The 23,693-nt window shown below is 55.8% G+C and carries 20 protein-coding genes; 16 read left to right on the top strand and 4 right to left on the bottom strand.

Annotated features, from left to right (window positions below):
• Positions 1 to 110 precede the first annotated feature (110 nt).
• The 10 genes from C4J85_RS12755 to C4J85_RS12715 all read left to right on the top strand — a co-directional run bounded on the left by C4J85_RS12755 (position 111) and on the right by C4J85_RS12715 (position 13,769).
• Positions 111 to 986 carry a LysR family transcriptional regulator gene (locus C4J85_RS12755; RefSeq protein ID WP_124409784.1) on the top strand — a complete coding sequence of 292 codons (876 nt, stop codon included), beginning with the start codon at positions 111 to 113 and terminating at the stop codon, positions 984 to 986.
• Between the two features lie 209 nt (positions 987 to 1,195).
• Positions 1,196 to 2,437, top strand: a complete 1,242-nt coding sequence (gene mexE, locus C4J85_RS12750) for a multidrug efflux RND transporter periplasmic adaptor subunit MexE (RefSeq protein ID WP_124362756.1) — start codon at positions 1,196 to 1,198, stop codon at positions 2,435 to 2,437.
• 15 nt (positions 2,438 to 2,452) lie between these two features.
• Positions 2,453 to 5,632 carry an efflux RND transporter permease subunit gene (locus tag C4J85_RS12745; RefSeq protein WP_124409783.1) on the top strand — a complete coding sequence of 1,060 codons (3,180 nt, stop codon included), beginning with the start codon at positions 2,453 to 2,455 and terminating at the stop codon, positions 5,630 to 5,632.
• Complete coding sequence (locus C4J85_RS12740; RefSeq protein WP_124362754.1) at positions 5,629 to 7,044, top strand: efflux transporter outer membrane subunit; 1,416 nt, start codon at positions 5,629 to 5,631, stop codon at positions 7,042 to 7,044. Before C4J85_RS12745 ends, C4J85_RS12740 begins: the two co-directional genes overlap by 4 nt.
• Positions 7,045 to 7,477: 433 nt before the next feature.
• On the top strand, positions 7,478 to 7,618 hold the full coding sequence (locus C4J85_RS27490) for a hypothetical protein (protein WP_164487859.1): 141 nt from the start codon (positions 7,478 to 7,480) through the stop codon (positions 7,616 to 7,618).
• A 90-nt stretch (positions 7,619 to 7,708) separates the two neighbouring features.
• The gene (locus tag C4J85_RS12735; protein WP_124409782.1) at positions 7,709 to 8,686 is read left to right on the top strand and encodes a cupin-like domain-containing protein; all 978 of its coding nucleotides are present in this window, start codon (positions 7,709 to 7,711) and stop codon (positions 8,684 to 8,686) included.
• A gap of 158 nt (positions 8,687 to 8,844) precedes the next feature.
• A complete protein-coding gene (locus C4J85_RS12730) occupies positions 8,845 to 10,074 on the top strand; it encodes a hypothetical protein (protein WP_124409781.1) in 1,230 nt (409 codons plus the stop codon).
• 39 nt (positions 10,075 to 10,113) lie between these two features.
• Positions 10,114 to 11,547 (top strand): hypothetical protein, encoded by a 1,434-nt coding sequence (locus tag C4J85_RS12725; RefSeq protein WP_124409780.1) that lies wholly within the window; start codon positions 10,114 to 10,116, stop codon positions 11,545 to 11,547.
• Positions 11,540 to 12,520 carry a ThiF family adenylyltransferase gene (locus tag C4J85_RS12720; RefSeq protein ID WP_124409779.1) on the top strand — a complete coding sequence of 327 codons (981 nt, stop codon included), beginning with the start codon at positions 11,540 to 11,542 and terminating at the stop codon, positions 12,518 to 12,520. The genes C4J85_RS12725 and C4J85_RS12720 overlap by 8 nt, the downstream gene beginning before the upstream one ends.
• 70 nt (positions 12,521 to 12,590) lie before the next feature.
• Positions 12,591 to 13,769, top strand: coding sequence for an MFS transporter (locus C4J85_RS12715; RefSeq protein ID WP_124409778.1), 1,179 nt, complete (start codon positions 12,591 to 12,593; stop codon positions 13,767 to 13,769).
• Positions 13,770 to 13,970: 201 nt separating this feature from the next.
• Here C4J85_RS12715 and C4J85_RS12710 read toward each other — a convergent pair whose 3' ends face one another.
• The gene (locus C4J85_RS12710) at positions 13,971 to 14,987 is read right to left on the bottom strand and encodes an AraC family transcriptional regulator (RefSeq protein WP_124409777.1); all 1,017 of its coding nucleotides are present in this window, start codon (positions 14,985 to 14,987) and stop codon (positions 13,971 to 13,973) included.
• Between the two features lie 168 nt (positions 14,988 to 15,155).
• Between C4J85_RS12710 and efeU the strand changes: the two genes are divergently transcribed.
• From efeU to efeO (C4J85_RS12690), 4 genes are read left to right on the top strand one after another with little or no spacing between them, the layout of a single operon-like run.
• Positions 15,156 to 16,001: an iron uptake transporter permease EfeU gene (gene efeU, locus C4J85_RS12705; protein ID WP_124366950.1), complete on the top strand. Its 846-nt coding sequence runs from the start codon at positions 15,156 to 15,158 to the stop codon at positions 15,999 to 16,001.
• 10 nt (positions 16,002 to 16,011) lie between these two features.
• Positions 16,012 to 17,214, top strand: coding sequence for an iron uptake system protein EfeO (efeO, locus tag C4J85_RS12700; protein WP_124409776.1), 1,203 nt, complete (start codon positions 16,012 to 16,014; stop codon positions 17,212 to 17,214).
• Between the two features lie 13 nt (positions 17,215 to 17,227).
• Complete coding sequence (efeB, locus tag C4J85_RS12695) at positions 17,228 to 18,523, top strand: iron uptake transporter deferrochelatase/peroxidase subunit (protein ID WP_124409775.1); 1,296 nt, start codon at positions 17,228 to 17,230, stop codon at positions 18,521 to 18,523.
• Positions 18,524 to 18,549: 26 nt separating this feature from the next.
• On the top strand, positions 18,550 to 19,368 hold the full coding sequence (gene efeO / locus C4J85_RS12690) for an iron uptake system protein EfeO (protein ID WP_124409774.1): 819 nt from the start codon (positions 18,550 to 18,552) through the stop codon (positions 19,366 to 19,368).
• Between the two features lie 66 nt (positions 19,369 to 19,434).
• Here efeO (C4J85_RS12690) and pssA read toward each other — a convergent pair whose 3' ends face one another.
• Entirely contained in the window at positions 19,435 to 20,778 is a 1,344-nt protein-coding gene (gene pssA, locus C4J85_RS12685; protein WP_124409773.1) for a CDP-diacylglycerol--serine O-phosphatidyltransferase, read from the bottom strand.
• A 125-nt stretch (positions 20,779 to 20,903) separates the two neighbouring features.
• Between pssA and C4J85_RS12680 the strand changes: the two genes are divergently transcribed.
• A complete protein-coding gene (locus C4J85_RS12680; RefSeq protein ID WP_124366945.1) occupies positions 20,904 to 21,467 on the top strand; it encodes a TetR/AcrR family transcriptional regulator in 564 nt (187 codons plus the stop codon).
• Positions 21,468 to 21,509: 42 nt separating this feature from the next.
• The gene (locus tag C4J85_RS12675) at positions 21,510 to 21,989 is read left to right on the top strand and encodes a nuclear transport factor 2 family protein (RefSeq protein WP_124366944.1); all 480 of its coding nucleotides are present in this window, start codon (positions 21,510 to 21,512) and stop codon (positions 21,987 to 21,989) included.
• A 132-nt stretch (positions 21,990 to 22,121) separates the two neighbouring features.
• Here the strand turns inward: C4J85_RS12675 and C4J85_RS12670 are convergent, their stop codons facing one another.
• A complete protein-coding gene (locus tag C4J85_RS12670; RefSeq protein ID WP_124409772.1) occupies positions 22,122 to 23,279 on the bottom strand; it encodes a PQQ-dependent sugar dehydrogenase in 1,158 nt (385 codons plus the stop codon).
• 11 nt (positions 23,280 to 23,290) lie between these two features.
• Positions 23,291 to 23,617, bottom strand: coding sequence for a hypothetical protein (locus tag C4J85_RS12665; protein ID WP_124409771.1), 327 nt, complete (start codon positions 23,615 to 23,617; stop codon positions 23,291 to 23,293).
• Between the last annotated feature and the right edge of the window lie 76 nt (positions 23,618 to 23,693).

Raw genomic sequence — 23,693 nt, 5'->3', positions numbered from 1 at the left:
TCAGTGAGTGAAATCCGCAACGCTCGCTGCGATGTGTTCAAAGATATTCTGTTGCGCAGGCGGAGCACAGACGCCAAAATCCAGACACTTCGTTTCAAAAGTGGAACACCATGAACCTGAACGCGCTGATCGATTTTGCCCTCGTCGCCACCAATGAAGGGCTCGGAAAGGCCAGCCGTGCGAGCGGTATAGCCAAGGCGACCTTGTCGCGCCGCATCGCTGACCTGGAAGAGCAACTGGGCGTCAGGCTGATCGAGCGCAGCGCACGCGGCTTGAAACTCACCGAAGCCGGGGAAGTGCTGATGACGCGCACGGAAGGTCCGCTGGGCGAGGTGATCGAAGCCTTGACGGCGGCCCGTGAGGGCATCTCGACACCGCGCGGACGCTTGCGCGTGGCTGCCCCGGTTTTGTTCTCGCAGCTTGCGATGGGGCGCATTGGCGCCGAGTTCTGCGCCGCCTACCCTGAAGTGGAGATCGAAGTCGTCGCCGAGGATCGCCTGGTTGACCTTGTAGAGGAACGCTTTGACGTTGCCATCCGCATCAATCCCAGCCCGGACAGCAGCCTGGTTGGCCGCTGCTTCGCCAAAGACCGACTGATCGTGGTGGCGGCGCCGGCGGTGCTCAAGCCGCTGCCCGGCGCGGTCCGGCCCGTTGCCGCTATCGTGACGTCGAGTTTCGAGCCCACCCACTGGCATCTCGATGGCGGGGAACTGGTGCTGGAGCCCAACCCGAAGCTACGGTTCTCTTCATTACTGATGGTGCGGGATGCGGCTGTCGCCGGTGCAGGCGCCGCCCTGATTCCACAGTCCATTGCCGGGGACCAGCTTGCCCGTGGCGAGTTGGTCCAGTGGGGCACAGTGCACGGAATGGAACCCGCGCTGTGGGTGCTGCATACATCCAGGCGCCTCGCTGCCCCAAAGGTTCGCGCATTTGTTGAGTTCATCTGCGCCCACTATCCGGGCATGTCGTCGGTGTTGAAGGGATAACGGCGCTCTCGCGCGAGTCTCTTGCAGCCTGCGCAATAGACTATTGCCATCAAGGGCATTGATAGCACCCTAACGAAACCCCCATGCTAGTGGGCTGTCCGCGCGCTTATATCATTCCGAATGATAGTTACCTTTGCTTCATTCGATTCGTGACATACCGTCTCCCCGCGCATGATCCGCCCATCTCAATACATTGGCGGATGCACCTCATGGAACAGTCACTCAAACATTTGCGCTTCCCCCTGGCGATCCTGGCCGTGGTGGTGATGAGCGCGTGCGGCAAGACCCCGGACCAAGCGGCCGCCATGCCAGCGGCGAAAGTCAGCGTGGCCAAGGTGCTCGAGCAGCCGGTCAACGAGTGGGATGAATTCACCGGGCGCCTGGAAGCACCGGAAACCGTACAGATTCGTCCACGCGTGTCGGGCCAGATTGACCAAGTCGCTTTCACCGAAGGCGCTTTGGTCAAGAAAGGCGACCTGCTGTTCCAGATCGATCCACGTCCGTTCCAGGCCGAGGTACGCCGCCTCGAAGCCCAGTTGGCGCAAACGAAAGCCGCCGCCACCCGCAGCGATAACGAAGCGCAACGCGGCGACCGCCTGCGCCAGAGCAATGCGATTTCCGCCGAACTGGCCGACTCGCGCACCACCGCCGCCCAGGAAGCCCGCGCCGCTGTTGCCGGGATCCAGGCGCAGTTGGACCTGGCCAAGTTGAACCTGAGCTTCACCCGCGTCACGTCGCCGATCAGCGGCCGCGTGAGCCGTGCCGAGATCACCGCCGGCAACCTGGTGACCGCCGACACCACCGCGCTGACCAGCGTGGTCTCCACCGACAAGGTCTACGCCTACTTCGACGCCGATGAGCGTGTGTTCCTCAAGTACACCGAGCTGGCCCGCCAAGGCCGTCGCGGCGCGACCACCCCGGTGTACCTGGGCCTGTCGAATGAAACCGGCAACCCGCACCTGGGCCAGATGAACTTCGTCGATAACCAGGTCAACCCGGCCACCGGCACCATCCGTGGGCGCGCGGTGTTCGATAACAGCAAGGGCGAATACACCCCTGGCCTGTATGCGCGCTTGAAGCTGGTGGGCAGCGGCACCTACTCCGCCGTGCTGATCAACGACGAAGCCGTGGGCACCGACCTGGGCAAGAAGTTCGTGCTGGTGATGGAAGGCGACAAGCCCGCCTATCGCGCCGTCGAACTGGGGCCGAAGATCGAAGGCCTGCGCATCGTGCGCAGCGGCTTGAACAAGGACGACACCATTATCGTCAAGGGCCTGCAGCGTGCACGCCCAGGTTCGCCGGTCGCACCGGAAACCATTCCGATGGCCAGCCAGGAAACCCTCGCCGCCTTGGCCCAACAACGACAAGCGCTTGAAGCCAGCAACCTGGAGCAAGTGGCGCCGGAAAAACCCGCGCCCAAGCTCGCCAGCAGCGCGACTCCACGCGGTTAAGGGATACGACTCAAGATGAATTTTTCCAAGTTCTTCATTTCGCGGCCGATCTTCGCAGCGGTGCTGTCGCTGTTGATCCTGATCGCCGGCGCAATCTCGCTGTTCCAACTGCCCATCAGCGAATACCCGGAAGTGGTGCCGCCGACCGTGGTGGTACGCGCCAACTTTCCCGGCGCCAACCCTAAAGTCATCGGCGAAACCGTGGCGGCTCCGCTGGAGCAAGCCATTACCGGCGTCGAGAACATGTTGTACATGTCCTCGCAGTCGACCGCCGACGGCAAGCTGACCCTGACCATCACCTTCGCCCTGGGCACGGACCTTGACAACGCGCAGGTGCAGGTGCAAAACCGGGTGACACGGACTCAGCCAAAACTGCCTGAAGAAGTGACACGCATCGGTATCACCGTAGACAAGGCCTCTCCCGACCTGACCATGGTGGTGCACTTGACCTCCCCGGATCAGCGTTACGACATGCTGTACCTGTCCAACTACGCGATCCTCAATATCAAGGATGAGCTGGGCCGCCTGGGCGGCGTCGGCGACGTGCAGTTGTTCGGCATGGGCGACTACTCGCTGCGCGTCTGGCTGGACCCGAACAAGACCGCTTCGCGCAACCTGACCGCAACCGATGTGGTCAACGCGATCCGCGAACAGAACCGCCAGGTGGCCGCCGGTGCCCTGGGCGCCCAGCCGGCGCCGAGTGATACCAGCTTCCAGTTGTCGGTCAATACCCAGGGCCGCCTGGTCACCGAGGAAGAGTTCGAGAACATTGTGATTCGCGCCGGCGCCAACGGTGAGATCACCCGCCTGAAGGACATCGCCCGGGTCGAGCTGGGCTCCAGCCAATATGCGCTGCGCTCGCTGATCGATAACCAGCCTGCCGTCGCGATTCCGATTTTCCAGCGTCCAGGCTCCAACGCCATCGATATCTCCAACGATGTGCGCGCCAAGATGGCCGAGCTGAAAAAGGGCTTCCCGGCCGGCATGGATTACCGCATCGCCTATGACCCGACGATCTTTGTACGCGGCTCCATCGAAGCGGTGGTGCACACTCTGTTCGAAGCGTTGATCCTCGTGGTGCTGGTGGTGATCCTGTTCCTGCAGACCTGGCGCGCCTCGATCATTCCATTGGTGGCGGTGCCGGTGTCGTTGATCGGTACGTTCGCGGTGATGCACCTGTTCGGGTTCTCACTCAATGCCTTGTCGTTGTTCGGCTTGGTACTGGCCATCGGCATCGTGGTGGACGACGCCATCGTGGTGGTGGAGAACGTCGAACGTAATATCGAACTGGGCCTGGAGCCGTTCCCGGCCACCGAAAAAGCCATGCGTGAAGTGACCGGCCCGATCGTCGCCACGGCGCTGGTGCTGTGTGCGGTGTTCATTCCGGCCGCCTTTATCAGTGGCTTGACCGGGCAGTTCTACAAACAGTTCGCCTTGACCATTGCCATTTCGACGGTGATCTCGGCATTCAACTCGCTGACGCTGTCCCCTGCCCTGGCGGCCGTGTTGCTGCGCGCCCATGACGCACCGAAGGACCGTTTCTCCAGGTTCCTCGACAAGCTCTTCGGCGGCTGGCTGTTCCGTCCCTTCAACCGCTTTTTCGAAAAGGCCAGCCATGGCTACGTCGGTACCGTGCGCCGGGTGATTCGCGGCACGGGTATCGCCCTGTTCGTGTACGCCGGCCTGATGGTGCTGACATTCTTCGGGTTTGCCCACACGCCGACCGGTTTCGTACCGGCCCAGGACAAGCAATACCTGGTGGCCTTCGCCCAACTGCCCGACGCCGCGAGCCTGGACCGTACCGAAAGCGTGATGAAGCGCATGTCGGACATCGCCCTGAAGCAACCGGGCGTGGAAAGCGCGATTGCGTTCCCCGGCCTTTCGATCAACGGTTTCACCAATAGCCCGAACAGCGGCATCGTGTTCGTCACCCTGAAACCGTTCGACGAGCGTAAAGACGCGAGCATGTCGGCGGGTGCGATTGCCGGTGCGCTGAACGGCCAGTACGCCAGTATCGAAGAAGCCTATATGGCGATCTTCCCGCCGCCGCCGGTACAAGGCCTGGGCACGATCGGCGGGTTCCGCCTGCAGATCGAAGACCGTGGCAACCTCGGCTATGACGAGCTGTATAAAGAAGTGCAGAACGTCATCACCAAAAGCCACGGCGTGCCTGAGCTGTTCGGCCTGTTCACCAGCTACACGGTCAACGTGCCGCAGGTCGATGCCGCCATCGACCGTGAAAAGGCCAAGACCCACGGCGTGGCAATCAGCGACATCTTCGACACGCTGCAGGTCTACCTGGGTTCGTTGTATGCCAACGACTTCAACCGCTTCGGGCGTACCTACCAGGTCAACGTGCAGGCCGAGCAACAGTTCCGCCAGGACTCCGACCAGATCGGCCAGCTGAAAGTGCGTAACAACAAAGGCGAGATGATCCCGCTGGCGACCTTCATCAAGGTCAGCGACACCTCGGGGCCGGACCGCGTGATGCACTACAACGGTTTTATCACCGCTGAAATCAACGGCAACGCCGCACCGGGCTACAGCTCCGGCCAGGCCCAGGCCGCGATTGAAAAACTGCTCAAGGATGAACTGCCCAATGGCATGACCTACGAGTGGACCGACCTGACCTATCAGCAAATCCTCTCGGGCAACACCGCGCTGTTCGTGTTCCCGCTCTGCGTACTGCTGGCGTTCCTGGTACTGGCCGCCCAATACGAAAGCTGGAGCCTGCCATTGGCGGTGATCCTGATCGTACCGATGACGCTGCTGTCGGCCATCACCGGGGTGATCATCTCCGGCGGCGACAACAACATCTTTACCCAGATCGGCTTGATCGTACTGGTGGGCCTGGCCTGCAAGAACGCGATCCTGATCGTCGAGTTCGCCAAGGATAAACAGCAGGAAGGCCTCGACCCGCTCGCCGCGGTACTGGAAGCCTGCCGCTTGCGTCTGCGGCCGATCCTGATGACCTCGTTCGCCTTCATCATGGGTGTGGTGCCACTGGTGTTGTCCAGCGGTGCCGGTGCCGAGATGCGGCATGCCATGGGCGTGGCGGTGTTCTCCGGGATGATCGGGGTGACCTTCTTCGGTCTGTTGCTGACGCCGGTGTTCTACGTACTGATCCGTCGCTATGTGGAGCGCAGCGAAGCACGCAAAGCGGCCAAGGCCTTGAAGCTGGAGACACAGCAATGAGCGTGAAAGTATTCCTGCCGAGCTTGCTGGTACTGGCGCTGAGCGCCTGTGCCGTGGGCCCGGACTACAAAGCCCAGACCCCGGAAGCGGCCAACATCACGGCCGCCGCCGATGCCAAGCAATATGACCATGCCAGGTTCGAAGGCATCTGGTGGCAGCAGTTCGAGGACCCGACCCTCAACCAATTGGTCACCCAGTCGCTGCAGGGCAACCGCGACCTGCGCGTCGCCTTTGCCCGTCTGCGCGCGTCCCGTGCGATCCGCGATGACGCCAGCAACGACGCCATGCCGACCATCACCAGCCGCGTCAGCAGTGACCAGGGCAAGGGCCAGATCCCCGGCCAGACCACCCGCCGCGTCAAGACCGAGCGCTACGACCTCGGCCTGGACATGGCCTGGGAACTGGACCTGTTCGGTCGCATCCAGCGCAACCTGGAAGCCACCGACGCCGACCAGCAGGCCGCCGAGGCTGACTTGTACCAGCTGCAAGTCACCATGATCGCTGAACTGGTGGACGCCTACGGCCAACTGCGTGGCGCGCAACTGCGTGAACGCATTGCCCTGGACAACCTGAAGAACCAGCAGGACTCCCGCGGAATCACCGTCAGCCTGCGCGATGCCGGCGTGGGCGACCAACTCGACGTGGAACGCGCCGATGCGCGCCTTGCGTCGGTGGAAGCCAGCGTGCCGCAACTGCAGGCCGAGCAAGTGCGCGAGCGTAACCGCATCGCCACCCTCCTCGGCCAGCGCCCCGACAAACTGAGCGTGGACCTGAGCCCGAAAGACCTGCCGGCGATTGCCAAGGCGCTGCCGATCGGCGACCCGGGGCAACTGCTGCAACGGCGCCCGGACATCCTCAGCGCCGAGCGCAAACTGGCGGCCGCCACCGCACGCATCGGCGTGGCCAAGGCCGACCTGTTCCCACGGGTCAGCCTCAGCGGCTTCCTCGGCTTCACCGCCGGGCGCGGCTCGCAGATCGGCTCGTCCGCCGCCAATGCCTGGGCTCTTGGCCCAAGCATTACCTGGGCCGCCTTCGACCTGGGCAGCGTGCGCGCCCGCTTGCGCGGCGCGGACGCCGAAGCCGATGGCGCCCTGGCGAACTACGAACAGCAAGTGCTGTTGGCCCTGGAAGAATCCGAAAACGCCTTCAGTGACTACGGCAAGCGTCAGCAACGCCTGGTCTCGCTGATCCGCCAAAGCGAATCCAGCCGCGCCGCCGCCGACCTGGCCGCGATCCGCTACCGCGAAGGCACCGTGGACTTCCTGGTCCTGCTCGACGCCCAACGCGAACGCCTGGCCGCCGAAGACTCCCAGGCCCAGGCCGAAGTGGATCTGTATCGCGGCATCGTCGCGATCTACAAGGCGCTGGGGGGTGGCTGGCAGCCGGATACGGTGGTTGCTACCGCCAAGTGATGTAAAGAGCTCCTTTGGTTGGTCGCATCCAGCCAATTTTTAGCCCTGCAATCCATTCGGTTGTGGGGCTTTTTTTTGCTTGGAGCGTCCTAAAATGTTGAAGGCTACTTCTGTAAGCCGAATAAGAAGTCCTTTGTAAGTAATTTCCTAATACCGCGCTGGGCCTGGCGATCAGGATTAAGTGTTTTTTAACACTGCAGCCATTTCTCTTCTTGCAGATGTCCTGATACATAAAGTCACAACCTGTACATTTGCCTGATACTGCCAATATGGTCTTTACTCAAGACGTCACTGATCAGCTTTAACACATACGCGGATCCTCCTTGATTAAATCTAGGCCTGTCGCGTAGCTCTGGCCGGAACGTCAAATTAATCAGTGGCTGCTTAATCAAACGACGTCACCAGCCCATCAATTAATAAATGGAATAAAAATATGAAAAATGAAGAAGTAAATGACTATGCACCAGAACCGGATAGCAGCTTTTCTGCCACGAATGAAAATGAAGACGTCTCTTTCCTCATGGACCTAGCAGATGATGAATTGATGCTTCAGGCTGTTTTTAGTCGTTGTTAGTAGTTAGCTAGCACCAACATAAAAAAGGTCATTCATTAGTTTGACCTTTTTTATCAAACCAACAGCAATTCTTTAATCAGGATTATCCATTTGTTAAACAAAAACATAATTCCTCTTGAAAGCGTTGATGCTAGCGAGGTAATGGAATTTCAAAAAAACTACCTTATGAATGAAACTCCTGTCATTTTAAAAAGAATGGGAAAAAATTGGCCAGCTATGAAGCGATGGTCCGCAGACTTTTTCAAAGACAGTTATGGAAATGTCGACGTACCTATCTGTTACTACAAGACAAAACAGCAAGAACCTTACAATAATCAAGCTAGAATGCCTCTAAGGGAATATATATGTATAGCAGAAAACAACGACTTTATTGACCATAAGACTGAGTCACCATACATGGGCGGATGGATCTATCATAAAGAGTTTCCTGAACTCCTAAATGACATAGACATGACATTACCTTGCTTTCCTGATAACTGGCTGTACAAATTACCGCCTTCGATTTCAATACCACCAACAAACTTACTTATCGGCTATGAATCTGTATCTAGCCCTTTGCATACAGATTCTTTTTTCGTTAACTCCGTGCTAACCGTGATTGTAGGCGAAAAAAAAGCGCGTATGGTGTCGCCACTCCACACCTTTGCAGTTTCGAACGGACAAGACTTATTTGATATTGAAACTGCTAATAAAGTGCTCGGGAAAGGCGCCGATATTTTTGAAGGTACGATATCGGCAGGTGACGCATTTTATATTCCCCCCGGATGGTGGCACAATGTAATCAACTGTGGGTTCACTATCGCCGTCCAAAACTTACATGTAGACACTCATAGATTCCCACTATTTGAACAACAAATGCGTGGATTCGTTCTTCCCATATTAGGTAAAATCGAAGATCTAGGTAAAGAAGCTAGAGCAGAACTATTTGAAGCAGCAAAAACAATGCCCCCTCCCTTATCCCATCAAATCGGCAGTTTTATCGAGCACGAGAAAAAATATATCGTATTCCTCAAAAATACCGCAGAAAAAACTGAAGACTACCTAAACAGCTATTATTTAAAACCTTAGTTACTTAGAAGCCTTACACCCTACAAATTTAAATTGATAGAACCTATAGCATAGTATGCAGGACCTTATTGAAAAAAACCAATACTTAAAAATAACTTAATCCAAAAATATAAAAAAGCTTTCACATACTAACTCCAAGAAAGTAAGGAGGCTGCGCGGTGAACAAAAAAAATCTAGTTAGAATTGCTGTAGATGCAGTTCCCGGATCACTAAAATCCCCTCGCAACTATGGTGCACTACAATTAGCGAGCTTGGGAGCGCTTCCTCCACGAGCACCGTTATCTACACCGCTCCCAAACGTGGGCATAGAAGGCGGCTGTGATATCAGAGTTAAGGATGAGGAGCATACATACATTCTTTCCCCCAAAGCCAATAAAACCCGCGAACTGAATAATGTCTCAGGAGAAGACTATCTAAGCGGGCTTAACTATCTGGCAAGTCAAGACATCCTCGTCCGCCACCTAATTATGAGCAAAGCCAAATTAGAGTTATCACTAGATGGTAGCGCCATTATCAGATTTCAAGAGAAGGTGCCGGCCTTTGAAGGTTTACTATCGTCCCCTGCCTGGATACCGTTTCGTGCTGATATATGGCCTGGAGCACGGCAGATCTGTGAGATTGCTCCTAATCGGTGGGAGGCTTTTTGTCCCTACAACAGCATTTCTCCTATACTTATAGAAGTTGTTCGCAATCCTGAAGAAAATATCACTCTTTACGAAAAAGGAATCATTAATCAGACTGCAGACACCGCTACTCCATTTAACTCTACCGCATTAGTAAATGGGCAGCGTATCGTTAAAAAAACGTCCCTTAGAGCTGTTCTTGTTTTTTCAGGCGAGCTTATTGGGGATGACAAAAAATCACTCCGTAAAGAAATTAAAAATATTTTAAAAGAGGCAAACTGCGGAGAACATGTAGGTTGGGCAAGGGCTTCTACACCATCTGACGACCCCGTACCGCTAAAAAATTTAACACCTCTAGACTGGTGTCCTATAGCATCCAAAAATGGTCTTCTTCTAGCATTTTCTGATTATTATCCCAACGCTACGGTAGCTTGGTCCATTGCGATGACTCTTCATAAGAATGGTATACCTTGCACTCCAGTTTCTGACAGCTATTCAAATCCTAAAGTTAAAGCTGCTATGCGTCTAATGATTATTTCTGGACCAACCGATGATGCTTGGGGTAGATATGCGTCATTAATGTTATGCCCAGCTTGGCGAAATGAATCACAAGCCCAAAAACTATATTTCAATACATTAAAATCATCTATGTTTAGCAATCCGCATAGAAAATTGCTTAACCATCTATTAGACGATGTATGCCCAAGCGTTACTATTGGCGCCATTCCAAGTATCTGTTTGAGCAATATTAATTTCCAAAAGTGATAGACCTACTGTAGCTAGCAAGCCGACAGGAGCGATGCTATGAATATAATACACACAAAAGTAGACCTACATATTTCTCCAAAAGGCAACTCAAGCAAAGTCTGCCAGGATATAATTAAAACTTTTGGCTTATCTGAAAAAGGGTGGATTGAGTCACTATCAAATTTAGACATTCCTACAAACGGAATTGTTCTAATAACAGGCGCAAGTGGCGTTGGTAAAAGTTTACTATTAAAAGAAATATCTCAACACTTTTCAGCCATAAGAAAAATACCTGACCACATTGATAAAGCGAAATCTATTGCTGAGATAATATCTTATGACGATGCAGGAGCAGTCATCCGTTACCTTTCAAAATTTGGACTAGGAGAGCCACGTATTCTGATTGGTCCTTTCTCTCACCTATCTGATGGGCAAAAAGAACGTTTCCTTATTGCATTGGCCTTAATCCAGGGAAACGGGCCACTTATCCTTGACGAATTCACTACACGATTGGACAGGCGTACAGCTCACATTGTCGCCATAAATTTAGGGAAAATCCTGCGCTCCAATAAACAAAGCGCTTTTATTGCAAGTTGCCATGACGATATTGTCGGCTTTTTAAAACCTGACATTCATATTGCGCTTTGCTCGGACGGAAAACACCGTATTTTAAACAAAAAAACAAAAAACGCGAATATATTAGAAAGCCTAAAAATAGAAATAAAAAAAGGCACCATAGACGACTATAAAAAACTTTCTCGTTATCATTACGAAAATGACAACCCGAATGATATAGATATGTTGGCCCCTCTAGTTGACCATGTTGTTGCTGCTTATTCTCAAGGAGAGCTGGTTGGCGTTAACTTATGTATATGTCCATGGCCAAAGGCCTTTGAGATATTTCCTGAGTTTTCAGAAGTCAATAAATCTATATTGCAATCATTCCGGGTCATTATACATCCACAGTATCGTGGCATTGGGCTGACTAAGGCTTTAGATGTCATTCCCAACTCGAATACAAAAATACTATTGTCATGGTCTGCATTTTCTTCATATTACTCTTTCCCTATACTCGCAAACTATCAGCGATTTCATAGCCCATTTGAAATAATGAGCGAGGCTGAGATTTTGCTTCAATCATTTGTTGAGCCTAGACAAAAAAATAAAGAAAAATCACTTCACCTGATTATGGAGTGCCGAGAAATTTGGCAAGAGCTCACAAATGAGGAAAAAAAGATATTGAAAGCTTTAGTAGTAGATGCCGCCAGTGAGAAAAGTTTGCGCCTAACTCTCTTTCAAAGAAAAATATCTGGTTTGGAAACCTCCGTTGATTCCAGAAAACTTATTAAATCTATTTTTTTTAAACTTTATTCCAGATCCAGTAGTGACGCTTTACCCATGCTACTGGCTGAAACAGTTTATAGACCAATGGCTATGTTTGTTAAACATATAGGCGACAAACATATAACGGAGGGTTCTTCCCTTGTTTAAATTAGAAAGTCATTGGGTATTGCGTGGTGACGTCGCTATTCTTAGTGATAACAATCAACTTAAGTTGATCGCAGAGGACGGCATAAAAAACATCAAGTCTCACAACTCGGCTATTGCCAAGCTGCTTTATCTACTTAGTACAACAGGGGTTGTACTGGAAATTGAGAAGGAACCGGAAGGAAGCCTTCTTAGAAAATTAAAAGAGGCTAATCTTATCCATACAGCCCCTCCTTGCGGGATGACTCCGTTACAGTCTGTGCAATGGTCCTGGAACGAAGCAGTAGCGCCAAACCAAGAAATGAGTCAACAATTATACAATTCGTCAATAGTAATTGTTGGATGCGGCGGTACAGGATCGTTAGTTGCACAAAGCCTTGCTGGTTCAGGAGTTGGCTCCTTTGTCTTAATTGATTTTGATAAAGTGAGCATGAGCAATCTTAATCGTCAATTTGTTTTTGGCGCGCAGGATATCGGCCAATATAAAGCAGACATACTTGCTCAGCGATTAATGGAAAATCAAAAAGTAGTAAAAACAAAATCCATCATATTAGAGATAACTTCCAGCAGACAGCTAGCACGATTAGCAACGGGCGCAAATTTGATAATCTGTTGTGCTGATGAACCTAAAGGAGCCATTCAGGATTACGTTGCTAACGCAGCATTAAAGGCAGGCACCTCAGCGCTTTTCGGTGCCGTTGGTATTAACAACGGCACACTCGGGCCGCTTCTGAGAGAGAAACCTTCATTCCAGGCATATCTACGCTGGATTAGAGAAGTACACAGCGTTTGTAAAAAAATAATTATTCCTGCACGTTTTCCATCCAATGGAATAACAAACTCGATTGTCGCCAACCTCATGGCGTGGGAAGCCCTTCAATATTTGGCAAAGATTGGACCTTCAAAAATAGATGCATGCATTTTAAGCTTAGATTTCAGATCTTTTGAACTCACAAAGAAACAGGTATTTAAATAAAATGAATGCATTAAGTTTTTAAAAAAAAAAAAATGATAATTTATACTATTCTTTGTCTATTTTCCTAAACATGGATGTTCAAAGAAGCCTGTTCGTTCTTTACTTGCTCCAACTTGGCATCACACAAGGAGAGATAGGTGTACTCCAATCTTTTTTATTTTTTTCTTGTGTAGCATTAGAAATCCCATCTGGCTTACTCGCAGATCGATGTGGCCGTAAGTTTTCTCTTATAATCGGTTTTCTAGGGTTATGTATAAGCGGCATTGGTTTCTTGCTATTCTCCTCTTTTATTCCTTTTGCGATTATATTCTGCATATTCGGTGCCAGCATTGCGATGGGCTCCGGTTCAGACAGAGCCTTATTGTATGACAACTTACTGGCTGAACACCGAGCTGAAGAGTATCCCAAGATATTGTCACGTGCCCGTGCTATCGGTGCGGTTTCATTAGGCTTATCCATGCTTCTTGGTGGTGTATTACAAGATAGTTTCTCATGGAACAGCGTTTATATTTTTTTTGCGATATCAAAATTTATCGGTGCACTTATTGTAACGTGCATTCCCGAAATGAGGCTTCCGTCTACCTCTCCGGCGCTCCATAAAGAAAATGGAGTAGGCCATAACACAACAGAAAATGTTTCCACATCGCTCGTCAATTTTTTTCGCTCAAAAAAAGGGGCTCTTCTTATACCTCTATTTATTGGATATGCTTTATTCGAACTATCAACGATCCCCCTATTTATCTACGGCCAGCCGTTTTTTGCCATGCAGGGTTTAGAAGTACCTATTATTGCCGGCATTTATGCTGCCGTTGAAGCCATATCGGCAGTTATGTTCATGGCTGCGGGTTTTATTTGTTCTAGATTTTCTCTCGGCATAATTGCTCTTACCACTACCGTCGCTGTTACTTTTTTGCTAGGTATTTTATCATTAAATATTGGAACAATTACTTCGGTGGCAACCTTCCTTCTTATCATGTCGCTCCCTTCAATATATGAAACCTCCTATGAAACATATATTCATGAAAATATTGATTCACATATCCGAGCGTCCTGTCTATCTGTCGCAAACCTAATAAACTCAGTTGTCATCGGCATCTCTTATACTGTTTTTGGCGGGCTGCTGGATATTTATGGCTTCTCGTTGACTTTGATTATAGTTGCTGCAACCTGCTTTGCTGGTCTATTTGGTGTAAGCACAACATTATTCTTAAATGGACAGAGAAGTCATTTAAAAAAACAGGAAGTTTGAATCGCGCATACTTTTTGACATTCTACAGGCTCACTGCGTAACGCTTTCAAGCCGCGCCATTGATCGTTCCCACGCACCACGTGGCAATGCATCCCTTGACGCTCCGCGTCACCATTGCACAAGTGCCTGAGTTTTCGCTGAAAGCGGACGCGGAGCGTCCCGGGTGGCATTCCCACGCAGAGCGTGGGAACGATCATTGTTCTACGTTGCGTCGTTAAGAATCAAACTCCGATAATGCCCCGGATTCGACCCGCTCCATTTACGAAACGCCTTATAAAAGGAACTCGTATCGGCAAACCCCAGCCGCTCGGCAATCTGGGCGAAGCTGATCTGCGGCTCAGCCAGCCACACAATCGCCAGTTCCTTGCGCACGCTGTCCTTGAGGCCCTGGTAGGTCTGCCCTTCTTCTGCCAGGCGGCGACGCAGGGTGGACGCGGAGATGCACAGGGTGGCGGCAAGGCCGTCGGTCTCCGGCCAGGTGTGTGGGGGCATGTGGCGCAGGTCATGCTTGATGCGGCTGGCGAGGCTTTCCGGGTCGCGGTATTTGACCAGGATATTGGCCGGCGCGTGGCTGAGGAAACGCTGCAATTCCTGTGGGGTTCGTTTGATCGGCAGGTCCAGGCACTCGGCGGAAAAGATCATGCGGGTGCGTGGCCGATCAAAGCGCAGGTTGTCGGAAAACATCACTTGGTAATCATCACAAAAGTCCGGCCGTGCGCAGCGCAATTCGACGGCCAGAATCGGGATGCGCCGCCCCGCCAGCCAGCAGGCGACGCCGTGGACGATCATCCAATAGGTGAAATAGGTGAACGCGCGCTTGGGCTCGCGCTCCGGTTCGAGCAACACGATTTCCGCCAGGCTTTGTTGGCGCACCAACTGGGCAGGCAGGCGCTCAAACATCAGTGAAAGAAAATCCAGGCCGGTTTCCAGGCCGGCCACTAGGCTCGGTTGTGCCATAGCGGCACGACAGAAGAACGCCAGGCTGCCGGATTTAAGCTTGCGCGGGTCCATGCCAAAAAACTCGTCATCACTGCGCCGTGCGAGCAAACGCCACAAGCGCGCATAGGAGGTGGCGGCAACGCGTGCGCCGGGCTGTTCCAGCAGCACCGGGTCAATCCCGACTTTGCTCAACGCATCGACGGTAGCCGCGCCCGGCGCACAGCTCTGCAACAGGGCTTCGCGCACGAGGTGGATGGAGATGGTGTCTTTTTCCGACATGGGCTGTTGGGCAATCCGGCTGCGGTTCGGGTGGCCTGCATGATAAGGGCGGTTGCGCTTCGCCACCACCGTTCAGCCCACGTTCAGCAAAGGTCAATATTTCTTGTTTGGCAATGAGTATCATTATGTTACAACTTAGCCTCCTATCTAGTTACGCCCTGGTGCCCGATGCTTGTTCCCTTTTTAATCATGCTGCGCGAAGGCATTGAAGCGGCGTTGATCGTCGGCATCATCGCCAGCTACCTGCAACAGACCGGGCGCGGCCAGTGGATGCCCGCTGTGTGGATCGGTGTGTTTCTTGCGGCGGCGCTGGCGTTGCTGGTGGGCGGCGGGCTGGAACTGGTCAGTGCCGAATTCCCGCAGAAACAGCAGGAATTGTTCGAAGGCATCGTCGGACTGGTCGCGGTGGGCATTCTCAGTTCCATGGTGTTCTGGATGCGCAAGGTGGCGCGCTCGATCAAACATTCGCTGCATGCGTCCCTCGACCACGCATTGGCCGGCTCGCGGCATCAAGTCTTCGCGCTGATCGCCATGGTGTTCTTCGCCGTGGCCCGCGAAGGGCTGGAAACGGTGTTCTTCCTGCTCGCCGTGTTCCAGCAGAGCGAGGGCCTGGGTGCGCCTATCGGCGCCCTGCTCGGCCTGATCCTGGCGATCATCGTCGGTTTCCTGATCTACACCGGCAGCATGCGCCTGAACCTCGGTGCGTTTTTCCGCTGGACCGGCCTGTTCATCCTCGTAGTGGCGGCCGGCATTCTCGCCAACTCGGTGCAAGCCTTGCACGAAGCGGGCGTGTGGAATCACCTGCAGACCGTGCTGTTCGATTTCAGCGCCGCGCTGCCCATGGACAGCCCGCTGGGCTCAGTGCTTGCCGGTATGTTCGGTTATCAGGAAGCGCCGACCGTCAGCACCCTCGGCGCCTATCTGATTTATCTGGTGGTGGCGCTGGTGATGTTCTTTCTGCCGTCGCCTTCGGCCAAGCCTGTCACCCCCACTTCTTCCGTCTCCAGCCAGTAAGGACCGCCTCTTGTCCAACCCAACCCCTCAACCGGTTCCGTCGTCCCGCGCGCTGCGCTGGGCCGTGGCCGGCTCGGTGGTCGTGATGATCGCCGCCGGTGGCCTGTTCTATTACGCCGCGCAGTTGGCTGCCAGCAAGCGCCAGGCCAACCAGAATGAGATCGCGGTGACCATCCACGGCCACGCTTGCGAGCCCAACGCCCTGACGGTGCCCGCCGGGCGTGCGAGTTTTCGCATCATCAACCGCTCCGACCGCGCGGTGGAATGGGAAATCCTCGATGGCGTCCTAGTCGTCGAAGAGCGGGAAAATATTGCCCCCGGCCTGAGCCAGGTGATCAATGCCAACCTGCAGCCCGGCGACTACGCGATCACCTGCGGTCTGCTGAGCAACCCCCGCGGCACCTTGCATGTCACGCCGACTGCGCAATCCGAGGCCCAGGCCAAGGCCAAGCCGTCGATGGTCGCCTTTATCGGGCCGCTGTCGGAGTTCCGCGTTTACCTGAGCGGCCAGGGCACTGCACTGGTGAAGGCGGTCACCGCGTTGCAACACGCGATCGATGCCGGCGACCTCGCCCAGGCCCAGGTGCTGTATGTACCGGCGCGCGAAGCCTACCAACGGTTGGCGCCGGCATCGCAACGCCTGGCCGAGCTGGACAACGCGATCAACGCCCGCGCCGATTATTTTGAAAAGCGCGAACAGGACCCGGCCTTCAGCGGCTTCCATCGCCTGGAATACAGCCTGTTCCAGCAGCGCAGCCTCGACGGCCTGGCGCCCGTCGCACAGCGGTTGGTCAACGACGTCAGCACCCTCAAGCAACAGCTGCTGGCCCAATCCCTGCCGCCGGAGCAACTGGTGAGCATTGTTGTGCGCAATCTCAATAGCCTGGCGGATGTCCGCGCCAACAGCGGTGAAGAGGAACGCTACAGCCACATCGACCTTAACGGTTTCGCCGCCAACCTGGAGGTTGCCCACAAAGTTGTCGCGCTGATGCGGCCGCTGTTGGCCAAGTCCGCCGCCGAGCTGCTCCCCAACGTCGACAGCGCCCTCGCCGCCTTTGATGCCGAACTCCAAGGCTTCAAGGTCGACAAGGGCTACGCCACCTATGACAGCGTGAACGCCGATCAGCGCAAGCAGATCGCCGACAAGGCCAAGGCCCTGGCCGCCGCACTCGATGGAATCGACCCCGCCCTTGGCCTTTCCGGCCTGCAGTGAGACGAACGCATACATGAGTGATTCAGCACAATTTGACCTTCAACGCCGCCGCGTCCTGCTCGGCATGGCCGCCACCGGCGCGGCGATTGCCGGCAGCACCTTGACCTGTCCGGCCATGGCGGCGACCGCCGAGCAAGTCACCACCGCGCCACGCAGTGACAAGACCCAGGACCACCACGCGTTCTTCGGCAAGCACCAGAGCGGCATCGTCACCCCACGTCCCGCCTGCGGCATGCTCGTGGCATTCGACGTACTGGCCAGTGACCGTGAAGACCTGGAGCGCCTGTTCCGCACCTTGAACGAGCGCATCGCCTTCCTGATGACCGGCGGCACGGTGCCGCAAGTCGACCCGAAACTGCCGCCCACCGACTCCGGCATCCTCGGCCCGGTGGTGACACCGGATAACCTCACCATCACGGTCTCGGTCGGTGAGTCGTTGTTCGATGAACGCTTCGGCCTCGGCGCGGCCAAGCCCAAGCGCCTGACGCGCATGGTCGGTTTCCCCAACGATGCGCTGGAACCTTCGCAGTGCCACGGCGACCTGAGCCTGCAGTTCAGCTCCAACACCCCGGACACCAACATCCACGCCCTGCGCGACATCGTAAAGAACCTGCCCGACCTGCTGCTGGTGCGCTGGAAACAGGAAGGCAGCGTACCGCCCCAGGCGCCGGCCAAACCCGACGAGCCGGCGCAGAGTGCGCGTAACTTCCTGGGCTTTCGCGATGGTTCGGCCAACCCCAATTCCAACGACGCCAAGGCCATGGACCAGATCGTGTGGGTGCAGCCAGGCAGTGACGAACCGGCCTGGGCGGCCAACGGCAGCTACCAGGCGGTGCGCATCATCCGCAACTTCGTCGAGCGCTGGGACCGTACCCCACTGCAGGAACAGGAAAGCATCATCGGCCGTGTCAAACCCACCGGCGCGCCGATGGATGGCCACAAGGAATCCGAGGTCCCTGATTACAGCAAGGACCCGGAAGGCAAGCTGACCAAGCTCGATGCCCATATCCGCCTGGCCAACCCGCGCACTCCGCAGACCCAGGCCAACCTGATCCTGCGGCGGCCGTTCAACTACTCCAACGGCGTCAATAAAAACGGTCAGCTGGACATGGGGCTGTTGTTCATCTGTTACCAGGCTGACCTGGAGAAAGGCTTTATCAGCGTGCAAACCCGGCTCAACGGCGAGCCCCTGGAGGAATACCTCAAGCCGGTCGGCGGCGGCTATTTCTTCACCTTGCCGGGGGTCACGGGGCCCGACGATTTCATCGGGCGCACGCTGCTTGCAGCAACGCACCTTACCACTACCTAAAACACACTCAGAGCGGATACCGTCCCATGAAGAAGTCGACCCTCGCGTTGTCGTTGCTGATGACCCTTTCGCCACTGTCCGCCTTTGCCGCCACGGCGCCGCTGGACCTGGTCGGTCCGGTGTCGGACTACAAGATCTATGTCACCGAGGAGATCGGTGAATTGGTCACCCAAACCCAGGCCTTCACCGACGCCGTGAAAAAAGGCGACCTGGCCACCGCCAAGAAACTCTATGCGCCGACCCGTGTGCATTATGAATCCATCGAGCCGATCGCCGAGCTGTTCAGTGACCTCGACGCCTCCATCGACTCCCGGGTCGACGATCACGAAAATGGCGTGAAGGCCGAAGACTTCACCGGCTTTCACCGCATCGAGTACAGCCTGTTCTCCGAAAACACCACCCAAGGCCTCGACGCCCTCGCCGACAAGCTCAACAGCGACGTGCTCGACCTGAAAACCCGGGTCGACGGCCTGACCTTCCCACCGGAAAAAGTTGTCGGCGGCGCCGCAGCGCTGCTCGAAGAAGTCGCCGCTACCAAGATTTCCGGCGAAGAAGACCGCTACAGCCATACCGACCTGTACGACTTCCAGGGCAACATTGACGGTGCGAAGAAAATCGTTGACCTGTTCCGTGGCCAGATCGAGAAACAAGACAAGGTATTCCTGGCCAAGGTCGACAAGAACTTCGCCACCGTGGACAAGATCCTGGCCAAGTACAAGACCCCGGACGGTGGCTTTCAGACCTACGACAAGGTCAAGGATAACGACCGCAAGGCCTTGGTGGGCCCGGTCAATACCTTGGCTGAAGACCTGTCGATGCTGCGCGGCAAGCTGGGCCTGAACTAAGCGCCCCACACACAGAAACACCCAGGCCCCGTGAAGAGCCTGGGTGTTTTTGTGTGCCTGGTGGTTTTACAGGATCCGGTAGAGCAACCGCTCGATGCGTACCCGGCTGACCCGGCGCAGGAACTTGCCCACCGCCACCGGGTAATCCACCAGCGTCTGCAGCTGTTGGTAGCCGGCAATGCGCGTGGTGTGCTGGAAAATATGCGCAAGCTCTTGCGCACGCGGCGCCAGCCACTGGCCCTGGGGGTCATCGATCAGCAAGGCGTTTTCCAGGTCGAGTCGGAACGCCCTGGGGTTGAGATTGTTGCCGGTCAGCAGGGTGTAGCGCTGGTCGACCCACAGGCCTTTAAGGTGGTAACTGTTGTCGCCGTCGTGCCACAGGTGCAGGTTCAACTGGCCGCTGTCGATCATCGGCTGATGGCGCTTGGCAAAGCGACGCAGGCTGATTTCATACAGATACGGCAACGCCGCGATCACCTTGAAGGGTTCGCTGGGCGGAATGTAGAAGTCGTTGGCGGTCTTGTCGCCGACGATGATGTCGATCTTCACCCCGCGCGCCAGGGCCCGGTTGATCTCGCGCGTCACCGGCAGCGGCAGGTTGAAGTACGGCGTGCAGATAGTCAGTTGCTGCTGGGCGCTGGCGATCAGCTCGAGGATCACCCGGCTGAGCGGGTTGTTCTTGCCGACGCCGAGTAACGGGCTGACCTGCAAGTGCCCATTGGGCAACTGCCCGGCGCTGGTGTCATACGCCGCATGCTTGAGGCGGCTGCGCAGGTCACCGATGTCGTTGCGCAGGCTGCGGGTGGTGGGCGGGTTGGGCAGGTCGAGGCGATGCACCGCCTTGGACGCGACCAGGCCATGTTCCACCAGGTGCTGCATGGAGTCGGCCAGCGCCTGGCTGTGGATCAGGTGATAACGGTCGAAGCGGTACTTGTCGAATTTGTGCAAGTACACGTTGTTCAGGCTGGCGCCGCTGTACAGCACCGTGTCGTCGATCACAAACCCCTTGAGGTGCAGCACGCCGAACAGCTCGCGGGTTTGTACCGGCACGCCGTACACCGGCACTTCACTGGCGTGTCGCTGGGTCATGGCCTGGTACCAGGCGCTATTGCCCGGCTGCTTGCCGGCGCCGATCAGGCCACGCTGGGCACGCAACCAGTCGACCAACACGACGATGTCCAACGCCGGCCGTGCGGCTTTGGCGGCGTGCAGTGCGTCGTAGATCTCCTGCCCCGCCTCATCCTGCTGCAAGTACAACGCAACGATGTAGATGCGCCGGGTGGCCTGGGGGATTTTTTCCAGCAGGCAACGCCGATAGGCATCGGCGCTGGGCAGCACCTCGATGGCATCGGTGGACAGCGGGAAACCGCGCAGTTTAGGCAACAGGGAGCGTTTGAAGAACGACGGCATAAGGCTCGCAATGGGTCGAATCCGAAGAGGCCCAAAGCTTACACCATGGGGGTGCTCAGGTCTCGTCGGCGCACAGGGAAAAATGCCCATTGACCAAGAAGAACGATCGTTCTACTGTCTGAGGCATGAACGATATGACTCTTAATGAAACCCGCGACATTATTCTCGACGTGACCGAGAAGTTGATTTATCGCCACGGCATCGCCGCCACCGGCATGGACCTGCTGGTGAAAACCGCCGGCGTCTCGAGAAAAAGCATTTATCGCTACTTCAGCAACAAAGATGAGCTGGTGATTGCCGCCCTGCAGCGTCGCGACGAACGCTGGATGCGCTGGCTGCGCACGCAAGTCGAGCGCCATGAAGACAGTGGCGAACGCCTGCTGGCGCTGTTCAGCGCGCTGAAAAGCTGGTTCGGCTCGGCGGATTTTCGCGGCTGCGCCTTTATCAATACCAGTGGCGAAACCGGCAACGCGCAAGCCCCGGTACGCCTGCTGGCCAAGGCCCACAAACAGAAACTGTTCGAGTACGCACTTGAACTGTGTCAAGCACATGGCACCCCCGACCCGGAGCGGCAGGCCGCGCAGCTGCTGATCCTGATCGATGGCGCCATTACCGTTGCCCTGGTGATGGGCGATTCGACGGCTGCCGATACTGCGCAAGCGATGGCGCGGACCCTATTGGGGCTTTGAACTACTGTCGATGCACTTTCATAACTTTTCAGGAGCCGTTCCATGTCCTCTAACCCAGAAGTCCGCCCACCCCTGCCGCCCTTTACCCGCGAGTCGGCGATTGAAAAAGTGCGCCTGGCCGAAGACGGCTGGAACTCACGCGACCCACAACGGGTGTCACTGGCTTACACGCTGGATACCCAGTGGCGCAACCGCGCCGAGTTTGCCCATAACCGCGAAGAGGCCAAGGGCTTCCTCACGCGCAAATGGGCCAAAGAGCTGGATTATCGATTGATCAAGGAGTTATGGGCTTTCACCGGCAACCGCATCGCAGTGCGCTATGCCTACGAATGGCACGATGACTCCGGTAACTGGTTTCGTTCGTACGGTAATGAAAACTGGGAGTTTGACGAAAACGGCCTGATGGCCAATCGTTTTGCCTGCATCAACGATTTGCCGATCAAGGAAAGTGAACGCAAGTTCCACTGGCCGCTGGGACGGCGGCCGGATGATCATCCGGGATTGTCCGAATTAAGTCTGTAGCCCGATCATTCCCACGCTCTGCGTGGGAATGCCTCCCGGGACGCTCCGCGTCCCTAATACGCACAGGTGACGCGGATCGTCAGGGGCTGCATTCCCACGCGGGAGCGTGGGAACGATCCGCGCGGCTGTTACTCAGTCCTGATTCAGCCCAACTCGATACAGCACCCCATCATCCTCATCCGTCAGCACATACAGGTAGCCATCCGGCCCCTGCCGCACATCGCGAATCCGCGCGTTCAAATCACCCAGCAAACGCTCTTCATGGACGACCTTGTCGCCATCGAACTGCAGCCGGATCAGCTCCTTGCTGGCCAGCGCGCCGATAAACAGGTTGTGCTGCCAGGCCTTGAAACGGTCGGCGTCGTAGAACGCCATGCCACTGATCGCCGGTGACTTCTCCCACACATGATGCGGCGCCACGGTGCCTTCGGCAGTCTTGCCCTTGGCCTCGGGAATCGGCGTGAGGGAATAGTTGATGCCGTGCGTCGCCAACGGCCAGCCGTAGTTCTTGCCGCGTTCGATGATGTTGATTTCATCACCGCCCCGTGGCCCATGTTCGTTTTCCCAGATCGTCCCGCTCCAGGGGTTCAACGCCAGGCCCTGTGGGTTGCGTTGGCCGTAGGACCAGATCTCGGGGCGTACCCCAGGCTGGCCAACAAACGGGTTGTCGTCGGGCACGCGACCATCCGGATAAATGCGTACGACTTTACCTTGCAGCTTGTCCAGGTCCTGGGCGGTGGGCCGCACATTGTTTTCGCCCAGAGTCACGAACAGGTAGCCGTCACGGTCAAACGCCAGGCGCGAGCCGAAGTGGTTGCCGGTGGACAGCTTGGGCTCCTGGCGCAGGATCACCGTGAAGTCCTTCAAGCCGCTCAAGTCATCGGCCAGACGCCCTCGCCCCACGGCGGTCCCGGCCTTGCCGTCCTGGCCGCCCCCTTCGGCGTACGACAGGTAGACCATGCGGTCTTGCTTGAAGTCGGGCGACAGCACTACATCAAGCAAACCGCCCTGCCCCTTGGCCCACACCTGGGGCACGCCGGTCAACGGCGCGGACAGCTTGCCGTCCGGGCTGACAAAGCGCAGTTGGCCGGGCAATTCGGTCACCAGGAAACCTTGCCTGTCCGGCAGGAATGCCACCGCCCAGGGGCGATTCAGGCCCTTGGTGACCGGCGTCGCAGTAATGCTGCCTTGCTCACTGGGAAACTGTTGTGCATCGGCGGCTTGAACCGCAGCCATTGGCAGCAGCGTGGTTGCGCAAAGAGCGGCTAGCAGGGTTTTGCGTAGAAACATAAGACGGATCCTTACCGGCGATTGCCGTTGGCATCATAGGTGGGAGCTTTGGTTTCGGTGTTCGGGCGACTGGGCGCGGCGTCACGCTTGGGATAGCTGTTGCCAATCCCGCCGTTTTCCACGGTAGGCCGAGGTTGGGTCGGCGCCGTCTGGATACCGCGAACGGCCGGCGCATTGGGCTGGGTGCCCTGCATGCTGTTGGGGTTGGCCCGGTGGATAGGGCTGTTGTTGGAGTCGTAACGACCCGGCAGGTTTTGCGCCTGGGCCAGTGGCGCCAGGGTCAGGCCCGAGGCCAGCACTGCAACCAGCGCTGCAAGATGACGCACATAACGGTTCATGACGATGCCTCTCTATGCCGAGGAGTACGTGCTTTCGATAACACGCTACCCCAGGGGTTCGTCTGGCGACATTAAA

Origin of the sequence: Pseudomonas sp. R4-34-07, from assembly GCF_003852375.1 — a bacterium.
Classification (GTDB): domain Bacteria; phylum Pseudomonadota; class Gammaproteobacteria; order Pseudomonadales; family Pseudomonadaceae; genus Aquipseudomonas.
Note: the sequence above shows the minus strand (reverse complement) of the source record. Positions and strands in the feature narration are given on the sequence as shown.

Coding starts and splice junctions, on each gene's coding strand:
- C4J85_RS12755 (WP_124409784.1), top strand. CDS start 111: ATGAACCTGAACGCGCTGATCGATTTTGCCCTCGTCGCCACCAATGAA.
- mexE (WP_124362756.1), top strand. CDS start 1,196: ATGGAACAGTCACTCAAACATTTGCGCTTCCCCCTGGCGATCCTGGCC.
- C4J85_RS12745 (WP_124409783.1), top strand. CDS start 2,453: ATGAATTTTTCCAAGTTCTTCATTTCGCGGCCGATCTTCGCAGCGGTG.
- C4J85_RS12740 (WP_124362754.1), top strand. CDS start 5,629: ATGAGCGTGAAAGTATTCCTGCCGAGCTTGCTGGTACTGGCGCTGAGC.
- C4J85_RS27490 (WP_164487859.1), top strand. CDS start 7,478: ATGAAAAATGAAGAAGTAAATGACTATGCACCAGAACCGGATAGCAGC.
- C4J85_RS12725 (WP_124409780.1), top strand. CDS start 10,114: ATGAATATAATACACACAAAAGTAGACCTACATATTTCTCCAAAAGGC.
- C4J85_RS12715 (WP_124409778.1), top strand. CDS start 12,591: ATGGATGTTCAAAGAAGCCTGTTCGTTCTTTACTTGCTCCAACTTGGC.
- C4J85_RS12710 (WP_124409777.1), bottom strand. CDS start 14,987: ATGTCGGAAAAAGACACCATCTCCATCCACCTCGTGCGCGAAGCCCTG.
- efeU (WP_124366950.1), top strand. CDS start 15,156: ATGCTTGTTCCCTTTTTAATCATGCTGCGCGAAGGCATTGAAGCGGCG.
- efeB (WP_124409775.1), top strand. CDS start 17,228: ATGAGTGATTCAGCACAATTTGACCTTCAACGCCGCCGCGTCCTGCTC.
- efeO (WP_124409774.1), top strand. CDS start 18,550: ATGAAGAAGTCGACCCTCGCGTTGTCGTTGCTGATGACCCTTTCGCCA.
- pssA (WP_124409773.1), bottom strand. CDS start 20,778: ATGCCGTCGTTCTTCAAACGCTCCCTGTTGCCTAAACTGCGCGGTTTC.
- C4J85_RS12680 (WP_124366945.1), top strand. CDS start 20,904: ATGAACGATATGACTCTTAATGAAACCCGCGACATTATTCTCGACGTG.
- C4J85_RS12675 (WP_124366944.1), top strand. CDS start 21,510: ATGTCCTCTAACCCAGAAGTCCGCCCACCCCTGCCGCCCTTTACCCGC.
- C4J85_RS12670 (WP_124409772.1), bottom strand. CDS start 23,279: ATGTTTCTACGCAAAACCCTGCTAGCCGCTCTTTGCGCAACCACGCTG.
- C4J85_RS12665 (WP_124409771.1), bottom strand. CDS start 23,617: ATGAACCGTTATGTGCGTCATCTTGCAGCGCTGGTTGCAGTGCTGGCC.